At 32.2% G+C, this 21340-nt stretch carries 21 protein-coding genes; 9 read left to right on the top strand and 12 right to left on the bottom strand.

All coding sequences use genetic code 11. The features are described from left to right. Positions 1–5 precede the first annotated feature (5 nt). Positions 6–509: a hypothetical protein gene (locus BMW64_RS12225; protein WP_394332263.1), complete on the top strand. Its 504-nt coding sequence runs from the start codon at positions 6–8 to the stop codon at positions 507–509. Between the two features lie 670 nt (positions 510–1179). Here BMW64_RS12225 and BMW64_RS12215 read toward each other — a convergent pair. The 6 genes from BMW64_RS12215 to BMW64_RS12185 form a co-directional block, all read right to left on the bottom strand. Then, the gene (locus tag BMW64_RS12215; RefSeq protein ID WP_090000246.1) at positions 1180–4143 is read right to left on the bottom strand and encodes a VIT domain-containing protein; all 2964 of its coding nucleotides are present in this window, start codon (positions 4141–4143) and stop codon (positions 1180–1182) included. Between the two features lie 245 nt (positions 4144–4388). After that, positions 4389–5801, bottom strand: a complete 1413-nt coding sequence (locus BMW64_RS12205) for an MBL fold metallo-hydrolase (RefSeq protein ID WP_090000244.1) — start codon at positions 5799–5801, stop codon at positions 4389–4391. A gap of 355 nt (positions 5802–6156) precedes the next feature. Further along, a complete protein-coding gene (locus BMW64_RS12200; RefSeq protein ID WP_090000243.1) occupies positions 6157–6879 on the bottom strand; it encodes a metallophosphoesterase in 723 nt (240 codons plus the stop codon). 34 nt (positions 6880–6913) lie between these two features. After that, a complete protein-coding gene (locus BMW64_RS12195) occupies positions 6914–7276 on the bottom strand; it encodes a hypothetical protein (RefSeq protein WP_143052694.1) in 363 nt (120 codons plus the stop codon). 125 nt (positions 7277–7401) lie between these two features. Next, complete coding sequence (locus tag BMW64_RS12190; RefSeq protein ID WP_143052693.1) at positions 7402–7815, bottom strand: hypothetical protein; 414 nt, start codon at positions 7813–7815, stop codon at positions 7402–7404. A 6-nt stretch (positions 7816–7821) separates the two neighbouring features. Next, positions 7822–8286, bottom strand: a complete 465-nt coding sequence (locus BMW64_RS12185; RefSeq protein ID WP_090000240.1) for a hypothetical protein — start codon at positions 8284–8286, stop codon at positions 7822–7824. A gap of 148 nt (positions 8287–8434) precedes the next feature. Between BMW64_RS12185 and BMW64_RS12180 the strand changes: the two genes are divergently transcribed. Then, a complete protein-coding gene (locus BMW64_RS12180; RefSeq protein WP_090000239.1) occupies positions 8435–8671 on the top strand; it encodes a helix-turn-helix domain-containing protein in 237 nt (78 codons plus the stop codon). A gap of 286 nt (positions 8672–8957) precedes the next feature. On the opposite strand, the gene BMW64_RS12175 is transcribed toward BMW64_RS12180, so the two are convergent. Beyond that, complete coding sequence (locus BMW64_RS12175) at positions 8958–9404, bottom strand: JAB domain-containing protein (protein WP_090000238.1); 447 nt, start codon at positions 9402–9404, stop codon at positions 8958–8960. A gap of 188 nt (positions 9405–9592) precedes the next feature. Further along, entirely contained in the window at positions 9593–9943 is a 351-nt protein-coding gene (locus tag BMW64_RS12170) for a hypothetical protein (RefSeq protein WP_090000237.1), read from the bottom strand. A gap of 402 nt (positions 9944–10345) precedes the next feature. On the opposite strand from BMW64_RS12170, the gene BMW64_RS12165 reads away from it, so the two are divergent. The 7 genes from BMW64_RS12165 to BMW64_RS12135 all read left to right on the top strand — a co-directional run bounded on the left by BMW64_RS12165 (position 10346) and on the right by BMW64_RS12135 (position 17237). Next, positions 10346–10777 (top strand): hypothetical protein, encoded by a 432-nt coding sequence (locus tag BMW64_RS12165; protein ID WP_090000236.1) that lies wholly within the window; start codon positions 10346–10348, stop codon positions 10775–10777. Further along, positions 10777–11697 carry a hypothetical protein gene (locus BMW64_RS12160; RefSeq protein ID WP_090000235.1) on the top strand — a complete coding sequence of 307 codons (921 nt, stop codon included), beginning with the start codon at positions 10777–10779 and terminating at the stop codon, positions 11695–11697. Before BMW64_RS12165 ends, BMW64_RS12160 begins: the two co-directional genes overlap by 1 nt. Before the next feature lie 81 nt (positions 11698–11778). Further along, positions 11779–12201: a very short patch repair endonuclease gene (locus tag BMW64_RS12155; RefSeq protein WP_090000234.1), complete on the top strand. Its 423-nt coding sequence runs from the start codon at positions 11779–11781 to the stop codon at positions 12199–12201. Continuing rightward, positions 12202–13377, top strand: a complete 1176-nt coding sequence (locus BMW64_RS12150) for a restriction endonuclease (protein WP_090000233.1) — start codon at positions 12202–12204, stop codon at positions 13375–13377. Position 13378: 1 nt separating this feature from the next. Further along, positions 13379–15190, top strand: coding sequence for an AAA family ATPase (locus tag BMW64_RS12145; RefSeq protein WP_090000232.1), 1812 nt, complete (start codon positions 13379–13381; stop codon positions 15188–15190). Beyond that, entirely contained in the window at positions 15183–16490 is a 1308-nt protein-coding gene (locus BMW64_RS12140) for an LlaJI family restriction endonuclease (protein WP_090000231.1), read from the top strand. Before BMW64_RS12145 ends, BMW64_RS12140 begins: the two co-directional genes overlap by 8 nt. Positions 16491–16511: 21 nt before the next feature. Next, positions 16512–17237: a hypothetical protein gene (locus BMW64_RS12135; RefSeq protein ID WP_090000230.1), complete on the top strand. Its 726-nt coding sequence runs from the start codon at positions 16512–16514 to the stop codon at positions 17235–17237. Here the strand turns inward: BMW64_RS12135 and dcm are convergent. From dcm to BMW64_RS12115, 4 genes are all read right to left on the bottom strand, one after another. Then, complete coding sequence (gene dcm, locus BMW64_RS12130; RefSeq protein ID WP_090000229.1) at positions 17223–18191, bottom strand: DNA (cytosine-5-)-methyltransferase; 969 nt, start codon at positions 18189–18191, stop codon at positions 17223–17225. The genes BMW64_RS12135 and dcm overlap by 15 nt on opposite strands. Next, positions 18184–18744: a hypothetical protein gene (locus BMW64_RS12125; protein ID WP_090000228.1), complete on the bottom strand. Its 561-nt coding sequence runs from the start codon at positions 18742–18744 to the stop codon at positions 18184–18186. Before BMW64_RS12125 ends, dcm begins: the two co-directional genes overlap by 8 nt. A 77-nt stretch (positions 18745–18821) precedes the next feature. Then, positions 18822–20075, bottom strand: a complete 1254-nt coding sequence (locus BMW64_RS12120; RefSeq protein WP_090000227.1) for a DUF3871 family protein — start codon at positions 20073–20075, stop codon at positions 18822–18824. Next, the gene (locus BMW64_RS12115) at positions 20053–21030 is read right to left on the bottom strand and encodes an AAA family ATPase (RefSeq protein WP_090000226.1); all 978 of its coding nucleotides are present in this window, start codon (positions 21028–21030) and stop codon (positions 20053–20055) included. Before BMW64_RS12115 ends, BMW64_RS12120 begins: the two co-directional genes overlap by 23 nt. Positions 21031–21340: the final 310 nt, after the last annotated feature.

Below are 21340 nucleotides of genomic sequence, written 5' to 3'. Positions count from 1 at the left end.
CAAAAATGATGGGATTAACAAATTTGAACTCCACCCATTTGAGCAGTACAAAGATTACTGCGGCACAAGATGCCATTGCATTACTTGAAAGCGCACTTGCTGAAATTACAATCAATCTTTCAGCCGCTGACCGTAAAAAATATGGCAGCATCAACGAGCAAAACAAGCTGTTTGTCAACAAAGTTCACGACTATTTCCAAAATCAGCCCAACCTCAGCTCTCCTGATGTCGACTGGGCCGAATTTGAAAGGGATTACACTTCCCGAAACCACATGGAAGGAATGATCAGCAGGCTTGAAAGCATCATTACACGGCTGAACAACGCCAAAACTCTCCATGATTTTGATAATTATCAATATGCACTGGATGACTATTCTTTTACAGCTTACAGAGCAGGAACTGCGGCAGTGGGATTTGAAGACAAGTTTAGAGATCTGAAACAGTTCTTCGTCAAACCTACTCCACCCGAATCCGATTCGTCAACCAAAGAAAATAAAGAGAAAAAATAATATTAAATACCCCTTCGATTAACACGGAGGGGTATTTTTATACTCTCAATTAACGTTTACTTCTCCCGACATGTGTTTGAATGGTCGGGAGACGTTGTTTATGTGTCATGATACGTCCGGGAAGGGTCCGGTGATGTCTTTCAGCGCTCCGAAGAGGTTTTTTATGGGTCCGGCGGGGTTCTTTACCTGTCGCGATACGTCTTTCACGGGTCCGGAGACGTTGTGTAACGTGTCCGGAGGCGTCCAAGACCCCGTTGGAGACGTCGATAACCCCGCCGGAGAGGTAATGAACGTGTCGAAAGGGGTTATACAACGTGTCGGAACCCTTACAGAACGTGTCTGGACCGGTCCGGAACGTGTTGCGATAGGTTCGGGACGTGTCGGGAGGGGTTGGGAACGGTAAGTTTGTTTTTAAAGGACACGAGCGGGACGCTAGCGCCAGCGGTGCTTTTATGTAAATCTGAATTTAGGTTTTGGCTAAAGCCAAACGAGTTTGACTTATAAAAAACGGGCTAAAGCCCGTTCCTATTGAAAATATTATTACAATAAAAAAAGTGCCTGCATTGCTGCAGACACCTCAACTCAAACTTCTTCTTACACATTGATCATTATATTAACACCATCATCTATAATTTATTGTGTATAATTATCAATTTTCAAAAATTGTTAATTAAAATTCGAACTCACCAATGAGAATACCATCCTCATTTCTTCCGTTTTCTTTTTGATTCTGGAACACTACTATTTTTCTTTCCTGTTTACCGGTCGCATAATTGATGTAAATTTCCGCCATAATGGCTGTCGGACCGGCAATTCCTACCTGCCGCTCTCCGAAGAAATTGGTCTGGATCTTATATTTACCTTTCAGTGCTTTTTTCAGGAGAAACTGTTCGGGACCGAAGCCTCTTGTAAAATCGTCACTTAATCTGCCTCCGATTTCTGTTTCTTTATTTGAATAATAGCAGCGTTCATTGTTGGGATCGGTTACCCAGAGATCGATATCCGTATCATCTTTGTTCCAGTTGATCACAACGCGGATGTTGATCGGAAGATCTGCCATGATTTTTGGGTTGATATTGTTAAGATTCAATTGTTTTCCATGATTTGCGATAAGCTGATTGATTTCCATGATGATAATTTCTTCAATTCCGTTGTCACGATCGGCCAGCTCTTTTGTATAAGATTGGGTGAGCACTTTATACAGATTATCAAGAGCAGCCTGGTAGTTTCCGTTGTCTTCAAAAGCCAGTGCAACGTCCCGGTAACTTTGAGGATCGAAAGGCCTCCATTCCAACACTTTCTGAGCTGCGAAAAGCTCTTTGTCGTACACTTCCGCCTCCTTTAGTTTATAGGCTAATAATTTATAGAGCTCTTCATTCTCCAGATCAAGGTCTGCAATAGCGCTCAATACTTTCAGTCCAAGTTTCCTGTCATTGTTTTTAAATAAAAGCTGTGCAACATCGAAGTAATATTGAGGAAGGTTCTCATATTCTTTTCTGTTTTGAAGATAAATACCGTAAATGGTTTCGGAATCGTTTGCTCTGCTGAAAAGCTTCATATATTCCGCTTTCGATTCTACCTCAATGGTGGTGATTCTTCCGGGATTGATGAGCGCAGCGCTGTTTGAATATTTATTTCTGTATCCGACCTGAATTCCTGCAACTCTTCCTTGAAGTGCCTGAGGTGCATTTGATGCGATATAAGTCATTTCCTTCAGACTCATTTGTGCCTGCTCGCGCCTTCTTTCAGAAACTGCTGATGTTCTCATTTCTGAAACGCCGGTTACCACTACTTCTTCAAGATCATTTTCTCTTGCCGTATCACTTCTTGAAACCGATGTAGGCGTAGGATATCGTTTTGGTTTTGGGGTATATTCTTTTTTCCACCATGCCTTCAGGTTTTCTGTCATCATTTCAGCTTGTTCCATCAAATCTTTCAGCCTTGCCTCTTTAGCAGTCCTGTTGTTTTTAACCATCGCATCAAACTGTGTTTTAAGCTCCAGTGGCGGCGTGATGTCATATCGGACATAGTCTTCAACATTTTCGAGAACCATTAAGCTCATGTTGCTGCTGACCAGGCCGAACTGCTGACTCAGGTTTTTAATTTCGTCTTTATTTTGTTTTGAAAAAATTTCCAGTTCGTTAAGTTTTTTCTGTGCCCAGAACGCTGAGATTTCCCAGTCTTTTACGGATTGCTCCTGTGCATTTAAAGTTATAATCCTGGTTTCGGTGACTTCATTCCCATAACCGAATTTTACTTTAAGGCTTGTCTGATTTCCATTTAAAATTCCGGCCAGCACAAAATCCTGTGAAATGGTTTCAGACATTGAGGGATATATTTCAGAAACGGCTGAATTACTTTCAATTCCTAAGAACTTCAGCGGTTGAAAAAGTAGTTTTCTCACTTCTTTTTTTGGATCATTCTCATTTAAATTTAAAAATTCTCCGTTTGTTTTGTTGCTGATGTACTTCAACTGATTAAAATTGGCCGTGTTGGATGATGAGATGGTATAAGTGGGCTTATTCCAAATTATTTTCATTTCGCCAAAAGAGGATATTCCGTCTGTAAAGAACAGGATTTCGTCTTCTTGCAATGGTTTTAATTCTCCGAAATCAGTTCCCCCATCGTAAGAAATTTTTGATAAATAAGATTTGAGTTCATTCCAGTTTCCATCTTTTATTTTAAATGTTTTTCCTTTATCGAACGTATTGCTGATGAAATATGTTTTTACGGTAACATTTGTATTGGCTTTAAAATATTCATCCAGCAGTATAAATTCCTTGGCGTGATCGCGGTTTTTTCCACTTAAAGAGTTATCCCAAACTACAGCAATCTGATTAGGCAGCTTTTTGACTCTTTCATTCGGAAGCACATTTAGATTGGCCAGAAAATACGAAGAATTACCGGAAGCCGGCTGCATCAGAATGTTCTGGCTGCCTTCACGCTGCGGAAAATTGATCTTCAGATTATTTCCTGTTCTATAATTGGTTTTATGGGTTTCTGCGGTCCAAACATTCCCCTTTTGTACGAAATTGTATTCTCCGTCCGGTTTTTCTTCCAGTATGGGAGTTTCCGTACTCTGAAAGACCGTCGTTTTAATGATAAATTCAGGAATTTGCTGCGTATAATTTAGCGGCAAAAAGTATTGATAAACATTCCCGGATTTCTTGAGTTCATCATGATAGGTAATTTGCAGGGTTCTTTCGCCTCCGTTCGGAGCGACGGGATATACCGTTGTCCGGAAATTATTTCCTTCCACTTTTTCCAGCACACCGGGATCAACATTTCTTTTTTTAATGGTTTCATATACCTCCTTTGCCTTTTCTTTTTCTACCGGAACAGCATTTCTAAGCTTTCCGTTAATATCGAGTGCATAACCGCTTGCGCTGATTCCTTCCGGCAAAGGAAAGGTAACCCTTCCCTCCCTCAGACGCCCGGAATTGTTCTTCAACACCATCGTGATGGTATTGGTGGAAATTTTCCCAACGATTTTTGTCTCAATCTGTAATTTCTGAAGGATGACCTGATCACTATTTTTATATCCTCCTTTACCATTTGATATTTCAATTCTTGGAATCTGGGCAAGGCAGAAAACAGGCAATAATAAAAGGAATTGTAGATACAGCCTTTTCATAGATTTTGTATTTCATTGTTCTATAGATATAGATGCATGAAAACGAAGAAAGGTTGGAAATTTATATTAATGATAAATTCATTAAGAAATTATGAGTACTGTCATAAAGCGAAAAAGCCTGCTGTTTCTAACTTTGAAATAATTAGTCATCCACTTTTTGCGGCTTATTTTATTTTGAGAACTCTCCTTTTTTTAAAGGAGAGTTTATTTTGTTGAATAATAAAAATTGTATAAAATACAGGTATTTACAGCAATGTAGTCGGCGCTGAATAAGCCGTTCTCGGAAGGTCATTTTTCCTAATGTCTGCAAAACCTCCTGTGACATCTGCAAAATCTTTAAAACCATTTTGTTTTAGGATTGATGCTGCGATCATACTTCTATATCCTCCTGCACAATATACAATAAATGATTTGTCCTTTGGAAAAGAATCGAAATGTGAATTTATCTTATTTAAAGGAATATTAATAGCATTGACCACATGCTCGGATTCGAATTCACTATTTTTCCTTACATCAAGAATAATTATTTTATCATCATAGATCTCTTTAAACTTTTCGGCTGAAATTCTTTCCACCGTTTCAATATTTTTACCGGCATTCTTCCAGGCATCAAAACCTCCTTTAAGATAACCTATCGTATTGTCATATCCTACTCTTGATAATCTTACTATACTTTCCTCCTCTCTGCCTGCATCAGTTACCAAGATTATTTTTTGATTAATATCGCTGATCATTTCCCCTACCCAAGTAGCAAAACTTCCATCTAACCCGACATTAAGGCTACCCGGAATAAAACCCTGTGCAAATGCTGATGCATTTCTGGTATCTAAGATCATTACATCATCAGCTTCCGTCATCTTTAGAAAATCATCAACAGTAAGTGGATTCTTTCCTTGAATCAGTATCGAATCAAGATGATTATAGCCATTGATATTTAGCAAAACATTTTTTGGGAAATAGCCGGGTGGGTCGGTTAGGCCGGAAAGTAATTCTGAAACAAATTCATCTTCCGTCATATCCTTTCTCAGGGCATAATTGGTTTCTTTCTGGTGACCTAACGTATCGGTTGTTTCTTTACTCATCATCTTACCACAGGCGCTTCCTGCTCCGTGATTTGGATAGACGATCAGATGATCATCAAGGGGCATTATTTTTTCTCTTAAAGAATGAAATAGCAGCCTGGCCAATTTATCCTGTGTGAGTTCACTGTTGACATGCTGAGCGAGATCCGGTCGCCCCACATCACCGATAAATAAAGTATCTCCGGTGATGATAGAATTTTGATTACCATTTTCATCGAAGATCAGATAGGTTGTGCTTTCCATGGTATGTCCAGGTGTATGAATCACTTTTACCATACATTTGCCCACATAGAAAACATCTCCGTCATTCGCTGCTATTGCATTGTAAGAAGGTTTTGCTGTCGGCCCAAAAACAATGTCAGCTCCTGTTTTGTCTTTTAATTCAAGATGTCCGCTTACAAAGTCAGCATGAAAGTGCGTCTCAAAAACGTATTTTATTTTAGCATGTTCGGCTTCTGCTTTTGAAATGTAAGAATCCACATCACGTAAGGGATCAAAAATGGCAACTTCTCCCTCACTTTCCAGAAAATAAGCTGCATGAGAAAGGCACCCAGTATAAATTTGCTCGATCTTCATTTTTTAATTTTTAATAAAGTTATAAACTTCCTATGAAAGCAGGTATGATAAGTGTCACTAAAAAGTACAATTTAAATCAAAAATTGAAAACATTGTAAATTTCACTTCAAAAAGTACTTCAATTTCTAATGTTCTATTCTAAAATAAAATCTGGCAACATCAATGAAGCAAGGTAAATTATTGGAAAATCAGCTTTAATAAACAAAAAAGCACCTCCATTTCTGTAAGTGCTTGATTTAAAAAGTGGTCCCACTTGGGCTCGAACCAGATCATATTTCATATTGATATTTAACATTTTACATATTTTCCTTAATGAATGGATACCTAAATGGATACCTTTTAAGCTTAAACTTTACTAATACCTGTTATCAGTATACAAATCTTCAACTGTATCACTCTGCCAAAATTCTTTACTAGCAACATCTAGAATTGTGATCTTTCCTCCAAATCCTGCACCAGTATCTAGATTCCAAATATTATATTTATTCATAGGTTCTGTTTCATCCCAATTAAGTGTTGGAGTATGACCTATAAATATTTCTTTATGAGATTCATATATTCTCCTTTCTTTAGAAAGCTCTTTATTTTCATTGTTTAGAAGAGCTAGCTCCCATAAAGTTCTATCCCAATAATATGTATTAGGATTGTCATGACCTAGACCACTATGAGATGTGAACCCTGCATGAACATATCCCCTGTTCTTAGTGTCAATATAGAAATCAAACATTTCATTAAAAAAGTTTAAATGTACTTCACTATCCAAATAGTCTGTTCTAATATAAGAATCAATAGTTTCTGTACCTCCATTCATTAACCATTCCATATTAATTTCACCTGATTTTAACCATTTCTGACAGTAATCATCATGGTTTCCTTTAATGAATAAAGGTTTATAAAGACATTCTTCTGAAAGTTCTATGTAGAATTGGACTAATTCAGCACTTTCTGTGCCTCTATCAACTACATCTCCTAAGTTTATTAATAAGTCTTCATTTGGATTGAAATTACACCTTTCCAAAACCTGTTTTACAGCTTTTAAAGCCCCATGGTTATCAGTTGTTATAAGTATTCTTCCCATTTTATATTTTTATATTAATAATGATTTCAAAGCTTTATTCCAGTAAGGTTTTGATGTAAGCAAAGGAGTTTGAAAAGTAAATCAACCTTATTTCTTTATTTACAGGAAAGTAGATATTCCAATAAGTCACTTTGCTAGTTATAAACTTGTGAATAATCATACCATCAGGAAGAACTTCAGGGTTCACTCTAGTGGCTCTTTCTGATAAGGCTTTATTGAGCCTTTTGTAATAGTGTTCAGATTTCTTATCAAACTCAAGGATTACAACTTCTAGTATATCCCAATAGAATATAAGCTCTGTTCTGTGAGGTATGAAGTTTAAGAACTTCTTAATTTCACTTCCTACCCATATATAGCTACAATAAGAATTATCAGGGATGCTGTCTGATATGCTCATTAGGTTTAGTTCCCACTTATCATATTGGTAGCCTATACGAAATGGTATTTTGGGTTTCATATTAGTTTTGAGATTAAAAAACCACCTGCTTTGAGGTGGTTATAAGTATTATTGTTCTGTAAAGCTTATTCTTTTCTACATACAGTTTTATAAATGGTTTCAATAACTGAGTTTGGTACAACAGGTTTGGGTTCTTCAGATATAGGAAAATCATGTGTCCCTATAACTTTTCCAGCACTATCATACTTGATTGTATTCTTGAACAAATATGTTTTTTCTAAACATGAGATTCTCATCAAAGTTAAAAAGTATCCTCCTCCAGTGGTAGAATATTTTCCTGACTTGGTTTTTATTTTCTTTACTGAGATTCCTTTTTTTAACCAGAAGTCAGTGTATAATCCCATATTACTATCTACATCACTTGATATTTGGTAGTAATAATCAGTACCATCTTTGCTAGTTGTAACATACTGGAACCCATCTTGTGAATAAAGACAAACTGATATTGTCATTATGAATAATAGTAAAATCTTTCTCATATTACTTTAGTTTACATATTTAACTTTAGGTTGTGGGAACTTTTTAATGTATTCTTTTGCTTTTTCAGGCTCAATAATATCAAAAGAAGCTTTTCCTGTTGTCAGACCATAAGCAGGGCTAAGTCTTATGTAATAGGTCTTTCCTTCTTTAGCATTTACAGTAAAGAAATCTTTGTTTTCAGTCTGATCCTTTCTAATCTTATTACCCTCAAAAGCTCCTTCTAAATTATATGTACCTGCATTTACATCCCAACACAGGTAGTTCTTATAATCAAGTCTGCCTATCATATCCCCATTAGATGATAGAGTTATATAGTAATGGCTTAACTTTCCTGTTGGTCTTATAACATAGATTCTAGCCTTATTAGGAGATACATCAGAGTTTATATCTGGAAATGATACATATTGAGATGTTTGAGAGTAAAGGTAAGTTGAACATACTAAGATGAACAGTAGTAAAGTTTTTTTCATTGTTTTAAGTTTGTTTTAATTAGCAAATTACTTTTAAATCTGATCAATACCTTACGGAAATCCATAAGGTAACAAAATCAATATTGCCATATATGGCATTACAAGCTGTAAATATAATCAACAACTTTGACTTGACAAATATGACAAGTTGGAAAAATCAGAAATATTAAAATTAATTGGTAAAAGGATTAAAGAATTGAGAATGCAAAAAGGTATTTCTCAAGCAGATTTAGTGGGCAGAATGGAAGGAAATATTGACCCTACCAATATATCAAGAATTGAAGCAGGTAGGACTAATCCTACAGTAATTACTTTATACAGGATAGCAGAAGCTTTAGAAATTAAGCTTGTTGATCTATTAAATATTGAAGCTTCTGAAAGGTAAGATTTGGCTATTATGGTTTGGAGACTTTTAGAGCTTTTATTTTTCCCATCTATCTCCCTTTTAATCTAGCACCTCTGAGTATCTATTCCATTACTTAAGAGCCTTCTTTGTTAATCTATCATAAACTTGAATATTATAATTTGGCTATATTATATATGTAATAAGATTTAGCCATTAGCTTTAATTAAGGTAGTTTAGGATAGTATTCAGCTCTTATGTGCGAATGTGAATAATATTAAAAATAAATTATTAGTCCTAGATTACATATAAAGAGAAATCCATATAACTACAATAACCCCTCATCAGCAAAACTAAAATAACTTTCCTTTGAGATAATTAAATGGTCTAGGAGATTTATTCCCATAACATCACATGCAGACTTTAATTTCTTTGTAATATCTAAATCAGCTTTACTAGGTTTAAGATTTCCAGTTGGATGATTATGAACTAAAATAATACCTGTTGCTAGAGCCTTTAGAGATACTGATAATACTAATCTAATGTCAACAATACTAGATGAAATACCACCTTTAGATAAAGAATAAAAGCCTAGCACCATAAGAGCATCATTGAGAAATATTACTTTCACTTCTTCCTGTATTTGAATAGTATTAAGATTCCATAGACTCATAACAATATCATAACTATCATCACTGTTGCTTATTTTTTGTTCTGGACTTATATTGTTAGAATAAGAAACAAGTAATTCTGCAACTTTTGTATTTGTTTTCATATAAAGATTAGGGTTGTTAGTGAATGAATAAGTTGAAAAATAAAAATGTCCATTTGTGTATAAGTATATAGCATTACCACACAGAATGGACTTTTCATTATAGAAAAGAAAAATACGTCCAAAATTCCTAAACCCTATATATGGATTCAGGAAAAATGGACGTATTAAGTCTTCATGCTCTAGAATAACTACGCAAAGGCTTCTTCAAGTTGTTTTGCTAGTTTGTCCTCAGAACTTTCTACACCTTCTGGAAGATAGATGTATTTGTGATTGAGAGTGACTTCCTCTCCAGATTCTTTGATAGTATACTGATAAGGCTCTGTAGTAATCTTTGCAACTTTACCAGACATATCAGAGCCTATTAAGCCTTTACAGGTTTCTTCATCAAATGTAGTTGATACAGCAGCTTTTTTAGCTGTAGCATAGTATTGACCAGTAGCCTTACTTAGTACCATTTCAATGCCTCCTTGCACCTCTAGAAGATAAAATTTTTTTCCATCCTCTTTTTGTACTTGCTTGTAATTAATAATTCTTACCATTGTTTTTAAGTTTTAAAATTTTAAGATTACTTTTTAGAGAAACAAGCTCGCAGCAAGATTAAAAATTTATTACAAAGTCTAATTCTGCTTAAAAGTTGTTTTCACATAAAATGTATGGGGGGAGTTTCCCTTCATTCAAGAATGGGGGCAGGTGTCATAAGGGTATGGAGCAAAAGAATAACTTCATAATTTTTTTTTAAAAATATTTGAGTAAATAAAATACTTAATAAGATGTGTATGAAATACATGGAGGTATAATTGTAAAAATCACTAAATTTGGAAAAAACTAATTCATGAACAATTTAATTGAAATATCTCCGGCATTATAAGACAGTGTTATCATCATAATTGAAACTCAACTTCTTAACCTAAACATGTAAAATCATATTTTGAAATTAAAAAATGCCAAACATAAATTACACTAGACCAATAGGAAGAAAAAAATATATTTCTATTGAAAAACATCAATCCACAGCTAGGAATAAATATGCAAAGTGGATTAGTATTAATGTAGAAAGAGACTTATTTGACTATGCTGACTATGGTAATTTTACTAAAATAGAAAATAATCCAATAGATATTGAATGGACATGCACTTCTTCAAATAATATGTGGTCACTATTACCAAATAAAAACTCAGTAGGTCAGGATAATGAACAATTTGGGTTCTTCCAAAGACCTGTAAATGATAATGATGACTGGCATGGTTTTCCTGTTATCCCATTTTCAAAATCTAGATATAATATTTCGAAAGATCTTTTAAATCTTTGGGTTGAAAAAGGAGTTATTTCCATTGATGACATATCATCAATTGTAAAAAGAAAAAGAATATAATGAAACAGGAGAAAATAATCATATCATTAGAAGCCTATAATTTTCACCTATTTATTCATTACTTGGGAGAAGATATAGAAGTAATAAAGTTTGACAACTTCCAATCTAAATTTCATAGGATTAACATTGCAAATCTAAATTATATTGATAAAATTACTAGTGATAATAATATTACAGAAGTAAATTTTTATAATAATAATTTATTCGCTCTTAGTGATAATAAGTTATTACGTCTTAATTTATCAAATGATTTCGATAAAAAAATTATGTTTATTGATGAAGAGTTTGACCAGTTATTTTTAAACAAGTCTAGCCAACGTATAGATTTACTAAATACTGACAATAAAATTAACTTTTTTAATGCTAATTCTACTGGTGGATTAAAGTCTTCAGCTAAGGATATAGATATAGAGAATGATCAAACTGTTACAAATATGAAGAGTAACAATGATAATATATATTTATCAATAAGAGGATATGGTGTAAAGGAAATAAATAAAACAAATTCAAATTCATTCAGAACCGAAGATGCACAAGATTTAGAAATATTAAATAGAAACAATATTATAGTTATTGCAGATGCATTTGAGGGACTTATCTTATTTGAAATAAATGATAAGACAAAACCAATAAAGAAAATTAGATTTGAAAATGAAATAATTCAAGAAGTAAGATTATATCAGAAGATGCTATTGATTAAAGGGAAAAACGGATTATATTTATATGACTATTTATATGATAAAAAATTTAAGATATTTGAAGGTTCTGTAGGAGCTGTTACATCTTACTATGATATGATTTTCTTTACTAATCACAATAAAATACATATGATTAGTAAAGAAAACAATTCTATTAAGACCTTTAAATTATTTAAAGATCAAATTGAAATTCAATTTAGTAAAATAAAGAAAAATTTTTAACTAATTTAATCTACATCCTATTTTCAACTCTAAAATACCCTTTTGAATTCTTTTGATTTATAACCCATAACAATAGCATATATGGATAATTTAACACCTGAACAAAGAAGAAAGAATATGCAGGCAATCAAAAGTAAGGAAACTAAAGAAGAGGTTCTGCTCGCTAAGGCATTATGGAATATGGGTTATAGGTATAGAAAAAATAATAAAAAGATATTTGGAAAGCCTGATATCAGTTTCTCCAAATATAAAATAGCTATATTCGTTGATGGTGAATTTTTTCATGGAAAAGATTGGGAAAACCAAAAAAAAAGAATAAAAACTAATAGAGACTATTGGATTCCAAAAATTGAGAGAAATATACAACGAGATAAGGAAGTCAACGAGTACCTTCTGTCAAATAATTGGAAAGTAATAAGATTTTGGAGTAAAGAAATCAAAAAAAATCTTTCTTCATGCTTAGAAATAATTCAACAAGAAATCTCAACTGTAAAGAATAATTGAATGTTTTTAAATGTACAAACACAGCAGAAAATTGAAGAATATCAGGAGAAATTAAAAGCTATTGGAGCATTATCTAAACTCTTCAGTGAGTCTGATAAGCCCTATATTCAATATAGAATTGCTGAGAATATATTTTGTGATGTTTTTGGGGCTGAAAATCTCGCCAGGGCTGATGGAGCTTATGATGCAGTAATAAATAAGTGTGGTATTGGAATTAAAACCTTTGTATTAAATGGATCTTCAAAAGTTGAGAAGGTTGCTGAATTTAATGCAGATAGTTCAATTCTTAGAACTCTTCGAGGACTTGATCTTGCAAATAGACTGGCAGATTTAAGAAATGAAAGAATTTTAGTTGCAGATAGAACTTATGATATTCATAAGAGAGTTTATCACATTATTGGAAGAGATAAAGGTGTAATAAAAATCTTTGAGGATAACTATGATTTGATAGATAAAGAATCCATAGAAATTATTGATGATTCAGCTGTAGCATTAAAGTTCAAAGATGCCCTTAACGAATATAATTTTAATCATTCTAAAAGTGTATTGATGAAAAGGTTTACAGTTCCTAATAACTGTAAAAGTATTGATATTGATATAATTAATGATCCTATTACTATATTGAGGAATGCAATAGCTAACCCACGTGTTCAAGTTGAAAATATGAATACATATATAGAACCCACTAATCAAATTACTCAAAATGAATTAACTCCAGGGGAAGACTATATTATACTGCCATTATATTCCGCAAAAAGAAAAGCTAAAGGGCACAGTCATATAGTTCCTGAAAAGAGCCAATTAAATCAATGGAATGCAGGTGGAAGAGCAAGAAACTATGGAGAAGTATATATTCCTATACCTGTAGAAATTAAAGACTTAGACTTTCTTCCACCAAGAGAAGAGCCATTCACATTAGTGATTCCTAGCGGAGAAGAGTTTTCCGCAAAAGTATGCCAGGAAAATGGAAAAGCCTTAATGACTAACCCTAACAATGCACTTTCGAATTGGATGCTCAGAGATATTTTAAACTTAAAAGAAGGTGAACTTCTGACTTATAACAAACTAATTGAAATTGGTTATGATAGTGTAAAAATAACCAAAACACCTGATAATAAATTTTATATAGATTTCACAAAATTAGATGAGTATGAACTATTTTTAGAAGAAATATAATATGGATAGAGACTTATTAATTGATGAGTTTTTAGAATGGTCTGAAAAACAACAAAATTATAAAAAGGGATATAAAGGGATATTAAAGAAAGATCTCTTGAAGAGATGGGATGAACATTTTTTTGACAACAATCTCTTTGATGTAAATATTGACTTCATAGAAGATGATATAGCACGAATTAAAGAGATGGTCTATAACAATAATGAAGCTGGATGGAAGGCAGAAAATGCAAAATATAGAAAAGGGGCACCACAAGCTATATTAGGGAATGAAAACTATTTGAAATTCTTGAAAGAAAAAAAACCTGTTGTGGAAAAAACAAGAAATTACTATTCTTATAAGACATCAAAAACATCAATAGATCTAGCAAGTCCAGACAGTATTGCTGAATTTGAATTTGATGGAATTTATCAGCATGAAAACAAAACAAATATTGGTGATATTATTTTTTTTAATCAACATGGAGACAAGCCTGCTTGGCCATCTGGTTTAAGTGCCATTTGTATCGTGACTGCTGGACCACATAGTAAAGGCTATGATGCAAATAAGCCAAATAATTTTAAAGTTACATTAAAACCAATAATTATTTTACCAAGAGTTCTTTCACGAAAAGAATTCATAGGATATTTCGCCACCTATAATATATCTTTTATAGGGCCTATGATAAAAAATGAACAGAATCAAGCTAATGCTGAAATTAGCACTTTAGAGGCTAAAAATTTAGTTGGAATTCTTATTGATATCTTTCCAGAACTTAAGGAAAAATTTACTTCATTTTTTGGAGATGAATTTCACATTCCAAATTCTAACGTTATAAAAGAAGATTATCAGTATTCAAATACTATTTTAAGTTCAGATATAGATCCCAACCCTATTTTAGATTTACACCCTAAAAATCTAATTTTATATGGAGCCCCTGGAACAGGTAAAAGCTTTGAAATGAACAAAAGGGCTAATGAATTTTTCCCTAATGAACTTTTATATAAAAGAGTTACATTTCATTCTAGTTATTCATATAGAAACTTTGTTGGATCATATAAGCCAAAGCCTCTATACAAAGAAACTGAACTGAAGATATTTAATTCTGACAGAGTTACTATTAATGAACACAAGGTTGAACCTGTTATTGAATACACTTTTGAACCTGGTCCTTTTTTAATATTATATGAGAGAGCACTCAAAAACCCAGAACACAATTTTTTATTGTTGATAGAAGAGTTGAATAGAGCTAACACTACTGCTGTTTTTGGAGAGCTATTTCAACTGCTTGATAGAAATGATAATGGAGATAGTGAATATCCTATTACCTTAGAAACTTCAATACATGATTATCTAAGAGGAAGAAATATTACTGAGACTGAAATTAAAATCCCTTCCAATCTATATATATGGGCAACCATGAATAATGCAGATCAGGGAGTATTACCTCTTGATACAGCTTTTAAAAGACGCTGGAGCTTTGAACATCTAGGAATAAATAAGAGTGAAGCCCAGATTGATGGTATTTATATCAAGATGCCTTTCCTTGAAGGCAAGCCAGAACTTAAATGGAATACTTTTAGAAGAATCATAAACCAAAAGCTTCTTGAACTTGGAATTCATGAAGATAAACTTGTAGGTCCTTTCTTTTTAAATAAAAGAGAAATTACAAATCAGGAATCAGTTAAAAACAAACTGCTTCTTTATCTAAAAGAAGATGTTTTAAGATATAAAACTGGTATATTTAAAAGCTCTTTGAAGACCTTCTCAGAAATAGCAGAAGAGTATGATAAAGGAAATAATATATTTGATGAAACTTTAGCTTTTGAATAATCCTGTTATTTATATTGAACAAAAGCCATATACTAAGTCTGAATTATTGATTTCTTTTTCAGAAGAGGAATTATTCACATTAGGCTTAAGAGGTATAATTAAGCAGAGTAATACATATTATAAGTTTACTTTTGTTGGGGTTGTATCTGTACGAAGTGTGGCATTTGCTGTTATACCTAAAATTTACACTAGAGAGTTAAAAGAGTCTGCTTTATTAACAATTAAAACTTTAAAAAGATATACAAAAACCAATAGAGATCTATTTGAAGGAATTGATTTTTTCAACATAGAACCTGATAATCCTGAATGTTCTGAGTTAGCAATTGCAGAATTCTTATTAGAGGACTTTCAAAGTAATGGAATTTACACTTACAGAGATAGACTGTACGAAATAAATGGGAATGGAGATATTCACTGGGTTCATACAGTTAATGATCTTGATCCAATCTATTCTTCTGGTCAGCCAATTTATACTGATACTATAAATCACACTATAATTGAAGATACATTTAACTTAACAGCAGCTATTCAAAAATGGGGATTAAATTATATTTCTGAAAAATATTCAGTATTTCTAGGAATAGATCTGATTGATTTTGATTTTGATTACGAAGAGGATCTAAGTGAAATAGGAAATCCAGAACAGCTAATAAATCATCTTCTAAATTTATTACAAACTGTTTATACTGACAGAGAAATATATTTAGTAAAATCATTAATATTCTTAATTAGAAGTAAGACGGGAGCTTTGGAAAGTGATATGTCTTTGTATGGCACAAAAGCATATTCAACTATTTGGGAAGATATATGTAAGCAGATATGGAAGTACAAGCATTCAAAAGATTCTTATTTTCCAAGACCTAAATGGGATATTTTAGGTAATAATTATGAATCTAAAAGTATATTATTACCAGATATTATTATAAATGATAATGAAAATAATACCTATCTATTTGATGCAAAGTATTACAGCCTAAAATTTAAAAGCAGTCTATCTGGAGAACCAGGATACAAAGACATTCTAAAACAGTTTCAATACCAACAGCATATTGAGAATAAAATAGAAAAAGCAATTGGAAACTTTTTTCTTTTCCCAGCAAATGAGGATGAGTTTTCAGAACTTAAAGAAGATGAGCATGCTGTTATAATTAATAATATAATACTGATTGGAAATATTAAATATGAGCTATATCCAGGTAAAAAAATATTAATTATTTTATGTCCATTTAAAGACTGGCAGCAGATGTATCTGGAAAATAAAAGTTTAGAAGTTACAAATTTAAAAGATCTAATTTCTTAATTTTAACTAAAACTAATACAGATGAGCAGACTTGAATTTAAAGATGGAATATACAGGATAACTAAAAAAATTCCTTTTACTGAAAATATGGTCAAAAAGGAATTTATTAGTATAGCTTTCGAATTTGCATATGAAATGGCATATGGAGAAGGATTTCATAGAGATCACAGAAATGGTGGAAGTTTAGTTAGAACTCCAGCAGAAGTCTTTGCTAATACTTTCCAAGGTAAGCTTGCAGAACTGATTTTAAATAATGAATTAATAAAAAATGGTATTACAACCTCTGGAGTTGATTTAGGAGTATTTAAAAAAGGAGTATGGGATCACGGAGATATAGTTGCAGAAGGTAAAAATATTAACATCAAATCTATGGCTTTCTTTTCTAATTTATTCTTGCTAGAGTGCAGAGATTGGGATCAAAGTGGCAATTATATACCTGATAATGGAAGTTTTACCTATGATTATTTTATAGCTGTTAGAATTAAGCCAAATGTAAAAGATATAGTTCTCAATGATAAAAATTTTGATAAACAAAGGATGCTTGAATTAATAAATAATCAGGACTTTTCATTTGATATTCCAGGAGTTCTATCAATTACAACTTTAAAAGAGATCATTAAAAGAAAATATATAATCAAAAAAGGAGATAGATTAAATCATACCACAATGGATGCTGACAATTATTACATCCAATGTGGTGATTTAAAGGATATTAATTTGATGTATAATAAATTAAAGGGTATTTGACTCAAGTACATCAAAAATTTTACCTGCAAGTCTTTCAATAACAGGAACACTTACAGAATTACCTGCTTGTTTGTATAAGTGTGAATTAGCAATCTCAGGAAGTTTAAAGTCATCAGGAAAACCTTGAAATCTAAAACATTCTCTTGGAGTTAACTTCCTAAAACCAAATTCTGTTTTAACCATAGGAACATTGTGTCCACCTGTTCCCATGTTTGCAGTAAGTGTTGGACATACATTGGATTTATTTTCCCTTACATACTGTCTTCTGAACTGATAAATAGTATCTTCTTTTGTCATAGTCTCTTCTAACATGTGATACATATATTTATCTTTTCCATAGTAAAACTTATCATCAACTTTTTCATGAATTATAAGATCTTTTATTTTCCTTTTTAAAGGGTCTTTTTTAGGAAACTGAAACTTAAAATCATCTGGGTGCTGTAAAATGTTTTTATCAAAACAAACCATAAAGATTCTCTCTCTATTATGAGGGATATCTCCATAATCTTTAGTATTTAAAACTTTTGCATCAAATGTATAACCTCTGCTTTCCAAGCTTTCTTGTATAACCTTAAAGGTATTGCCATGGTCATGCCCCACTAAGTTTTTCACATTTTCTAAGAAAATTACTTTAGGTCTAATTAGATCAACAATCTCCATTATGCGAAAAAAGTGGTTTCCCCTATCATCTGTAAATCCTTTTCTATAACCAGCTACTGAAAAGGGCTGACATGGAAATCCTGCAGCTAGAACATCAATTTTCTTTAGCTTATTAATATCAAAAGATATGATATCATTCTCATATAGTTGATGGGAAAAATTATGCCTATATGTTACACATGCATTCTTGTCATATTCATTTGCCCATGAAATATTAAATTTTGCTTTTTTAAATCCTAAACAAATTCCTCCTATACCAGCATATAAGCTCCCTACTGTGAATTTTTTATTCATTATCTTCTTTTATGATTAATAATAATTCTTCCAATGAATCGAATTTCTTTAAGTGGCTAAATCCATTGAACTCCACAACTTTTTTTGATTTTGAACCAATCCCAATAATTCTTTCTCTTCCTTGATATTTTTTAATAGTTTTATTTGATGCAAAACCACATATCCAAACCTCCTTAAGGTTATTAAGAATAAAAAAGATTATAGGACAATCAGAGTCTTTTTCTACCTCTGGAGTATTACCATATAAACTTAAGTTTAAACTAATTTTTATATCAGATATTGTAATATCAGATTGGATATTTTTAAGTTCTGATTTCTCCCAATCAAAAAGTTTAATCTTAAGTAGTTTTTCAAGAGAAACAATAGGTAAGCACTTACTTAATCTATTTTTATAAAACTGCTCACCTTCAAATTTGTCTCTTAACTCATTCAGGTCTTTAAGCTTAAGTTCTTTAAGTACCTTATTTTGTATTAAATGGATATCTCTATAAGGTACATCAACAACATGAAACAAAGCTTTATATTTAAGTACATTATTTACAAAGTGATTCATCAATACAATTTTTTCGAGCTACAAATATAATCATTCATTAGGTTTAAATATGTACCCAATATTTATTGGGTACACTATTAACTCAAAAACCAATGATAATCAGAACTATCATTAAGCATTTTTTGAATATCTTTTGAAAACTCAAAAGCATTCAAATTTCTATCCAGAAAAGTATCTATATAGCTACTTTTATTAGCTTGTGTGAAAAGGTTGTAAACATTCCACAAGTTAATCCTGCCATCCTCTTGTCTGCAAAAATTCTTATCTTCATAATAATCCTTAGCTATAGTATTAATATGACTATCATTAAAGTTTAATAAAGGGATATTCTGTTTTTCAGACTTAGGTAAGTGTTGATATAATCTGCTTCTACCTATAAGCTGAGCAAATTGATGTTCAGATAGATAATATTGTGTAAGCTCTTTCATTTCCATTAGATGAAGTTCAGCATTATAACCTTGTATTGTTTCAAGTACCCTAGTATACAAGTCTTGTAAACTTCCAACCCTCATATCTTCCAAAAAGCCATCTGTATTAATACACATGTTCATGCAGATTTGATTCTGAAAGCCTATAAAAAACTTGAATCTCTCCAGAGACTTCTTATTATAAAGATTCTCCAAGTTATAACTTCTAACACCTCCAACTGTCAAAGAAATCTCATTACCATTTACTCTATCAGTTATACTAGGTACTTTAATAACAAATGCCATTCTTTCATAATAAATGGTTTTCTCATGCTCTAAAAGCTCTTTTACAGCCTTATGAATAGCTGAAGGTATTCTGCCCTTAATTTGATGAGAAACCCTGATTTCAGGTTCTGTAATATGGTGATGTGGAAAAACTGTCTGAACTGCACTTAAAACAACTTCAATAAATTCCTGATGAGCAATAGTTTTCTCATTATCCTTACTGAATACAGGAATAATACAGTCATTCTGTAAATGATCTAATGTAGCTTCTGATGTATTAGCTATGATAAAAGGACTAGTCTGTTTATCATCATTTTTAGCTAGCCCAACTGGAGTATCAGGTCTATTCTGAATTTTAGAGTCAGACATTAAAAAAGCCTGAACTACATTTGAAGTTTCAGGCTTTTTATTTGGAATATCAACTTGTATAGGGATATTAACATCATTCATCTTGCTTGGATAAAATATTTCTGCTTCTTCAAAGCTCTCATTGTCATCTAAGAAAATATCTCTAATTAATTTCTTTTCTACATGAGTAGTATTACTTACACTTCTTAGCTTTAGATTAATTGGGTTTTGTTGTGGTCTTAAAATTACCTCTATAATGTTGGGAGTTTTACTGAAACTTTGAGTGTCCATTTTTACTAAAGTTATTAGGGTTAGTTAGATTGATAAGTAAAGATTTCTTGGCTTCAAAATCAGGTTTTAAGCTTTCCTGATATTGTGGAAACTGTCTGTATAAAGCTAATAGTTCAGTAACAGACTTGCAGTTCTGAATAGCCTCATATACTTCCTGTTCTGTAGCATCCATTAGATTCTGACTAGGAGAACATTCAAAAGCATCACTTGAATCTATTTTAGGCATAGAGTTTCTTCCTGTAGAACTTGGAATAATTTGAGATGGATTAGTTTTTGAGCCTGAATTACACCACTCTAATATCATTTTACCTGTATCAGAAGTAATAAGAAATTCAGGCTTATTCATAAATAATCCTGTTCTGTCTTTTGAAGCTTTAGCAAGATGATTCTCATTAATAAGTTCGAAATTGATAGTTAACTCATATTCAAAGCCATCTCTGGTGATTTCTTTAGTTCCATGTTTCACTACTTGAGTTTTACCATTACTTCCAACATCAAGAGAATAATCTATTTTCCTTCTTGTTGTAGTAATGATGTGACAGGTAGATTGTAAAATCTTATTAATGAAACCCTGGTGTCGTGGAGTTACATTAGCCCAATCTTGAAATCTTCCACCTAACTTTTCATGGATTTCTAGGCAACCTCCTATACCATTCCATTCATGGCTGGCTGAATCTATGATAATGACTTCAATTCCTGATTTCTCACATAGTTCAATAGCTTGGATATATCTTTCAGGAGAATAAGGAGCTTGTAGATCTAGAACATTGTAATTCCCTAAATCTGAATATAGAGAAGCTGAAGAATTCTCTGTATCTATTACAGCTATTTTACTCCAATCCTGTGTCATTCCATAGGCTAATAATAAGGCTGATTTGGTCTTTCCAAATCCACTTGCACCAGAAAGCCCTAACCTGAGCTTTACTTGTTGTCTTTGTGATTGTTTTAATTGCATAATGATTAATTTAAAAGGTTAAAAAATGAAATTATTTTATAGGTGAATTACAATTTGGCTATTAGCTTCAAATATGCATGGGTAGGACTAAAACTATTGATATTGTCCTGAGAATTTTGTAATTTTGTATACCAAAAGTTTTGGAACAAAACTACAACAGAGTTGTCCTCCTCTGAATTCGTGCGTTGTTAAATCATAGATTTTTAAGGTTGGGGAGATTTAAAAAGAACCCCTTGTGGCACTTGCTGAAACTAACCATTTTAAGGCTAGCACATTAAGAGTATAGTATATCTTCAAAGAGAGTGTAGAG

The organism is Chryseobacterium taichungense (assembly GCF_900109935.1).
GTDB lineage: Bacteria > Bacteroidota > Bacteroidia > Flavobacteriales > Weeksellaceae > Chryseobacterium > Chryseobacterium taichungense.
The sequence above is the reverse complement of the archived record's forward strand: the minus strand, read 5'-3'. Positions and strand labels throughout refer to the sequence as shown.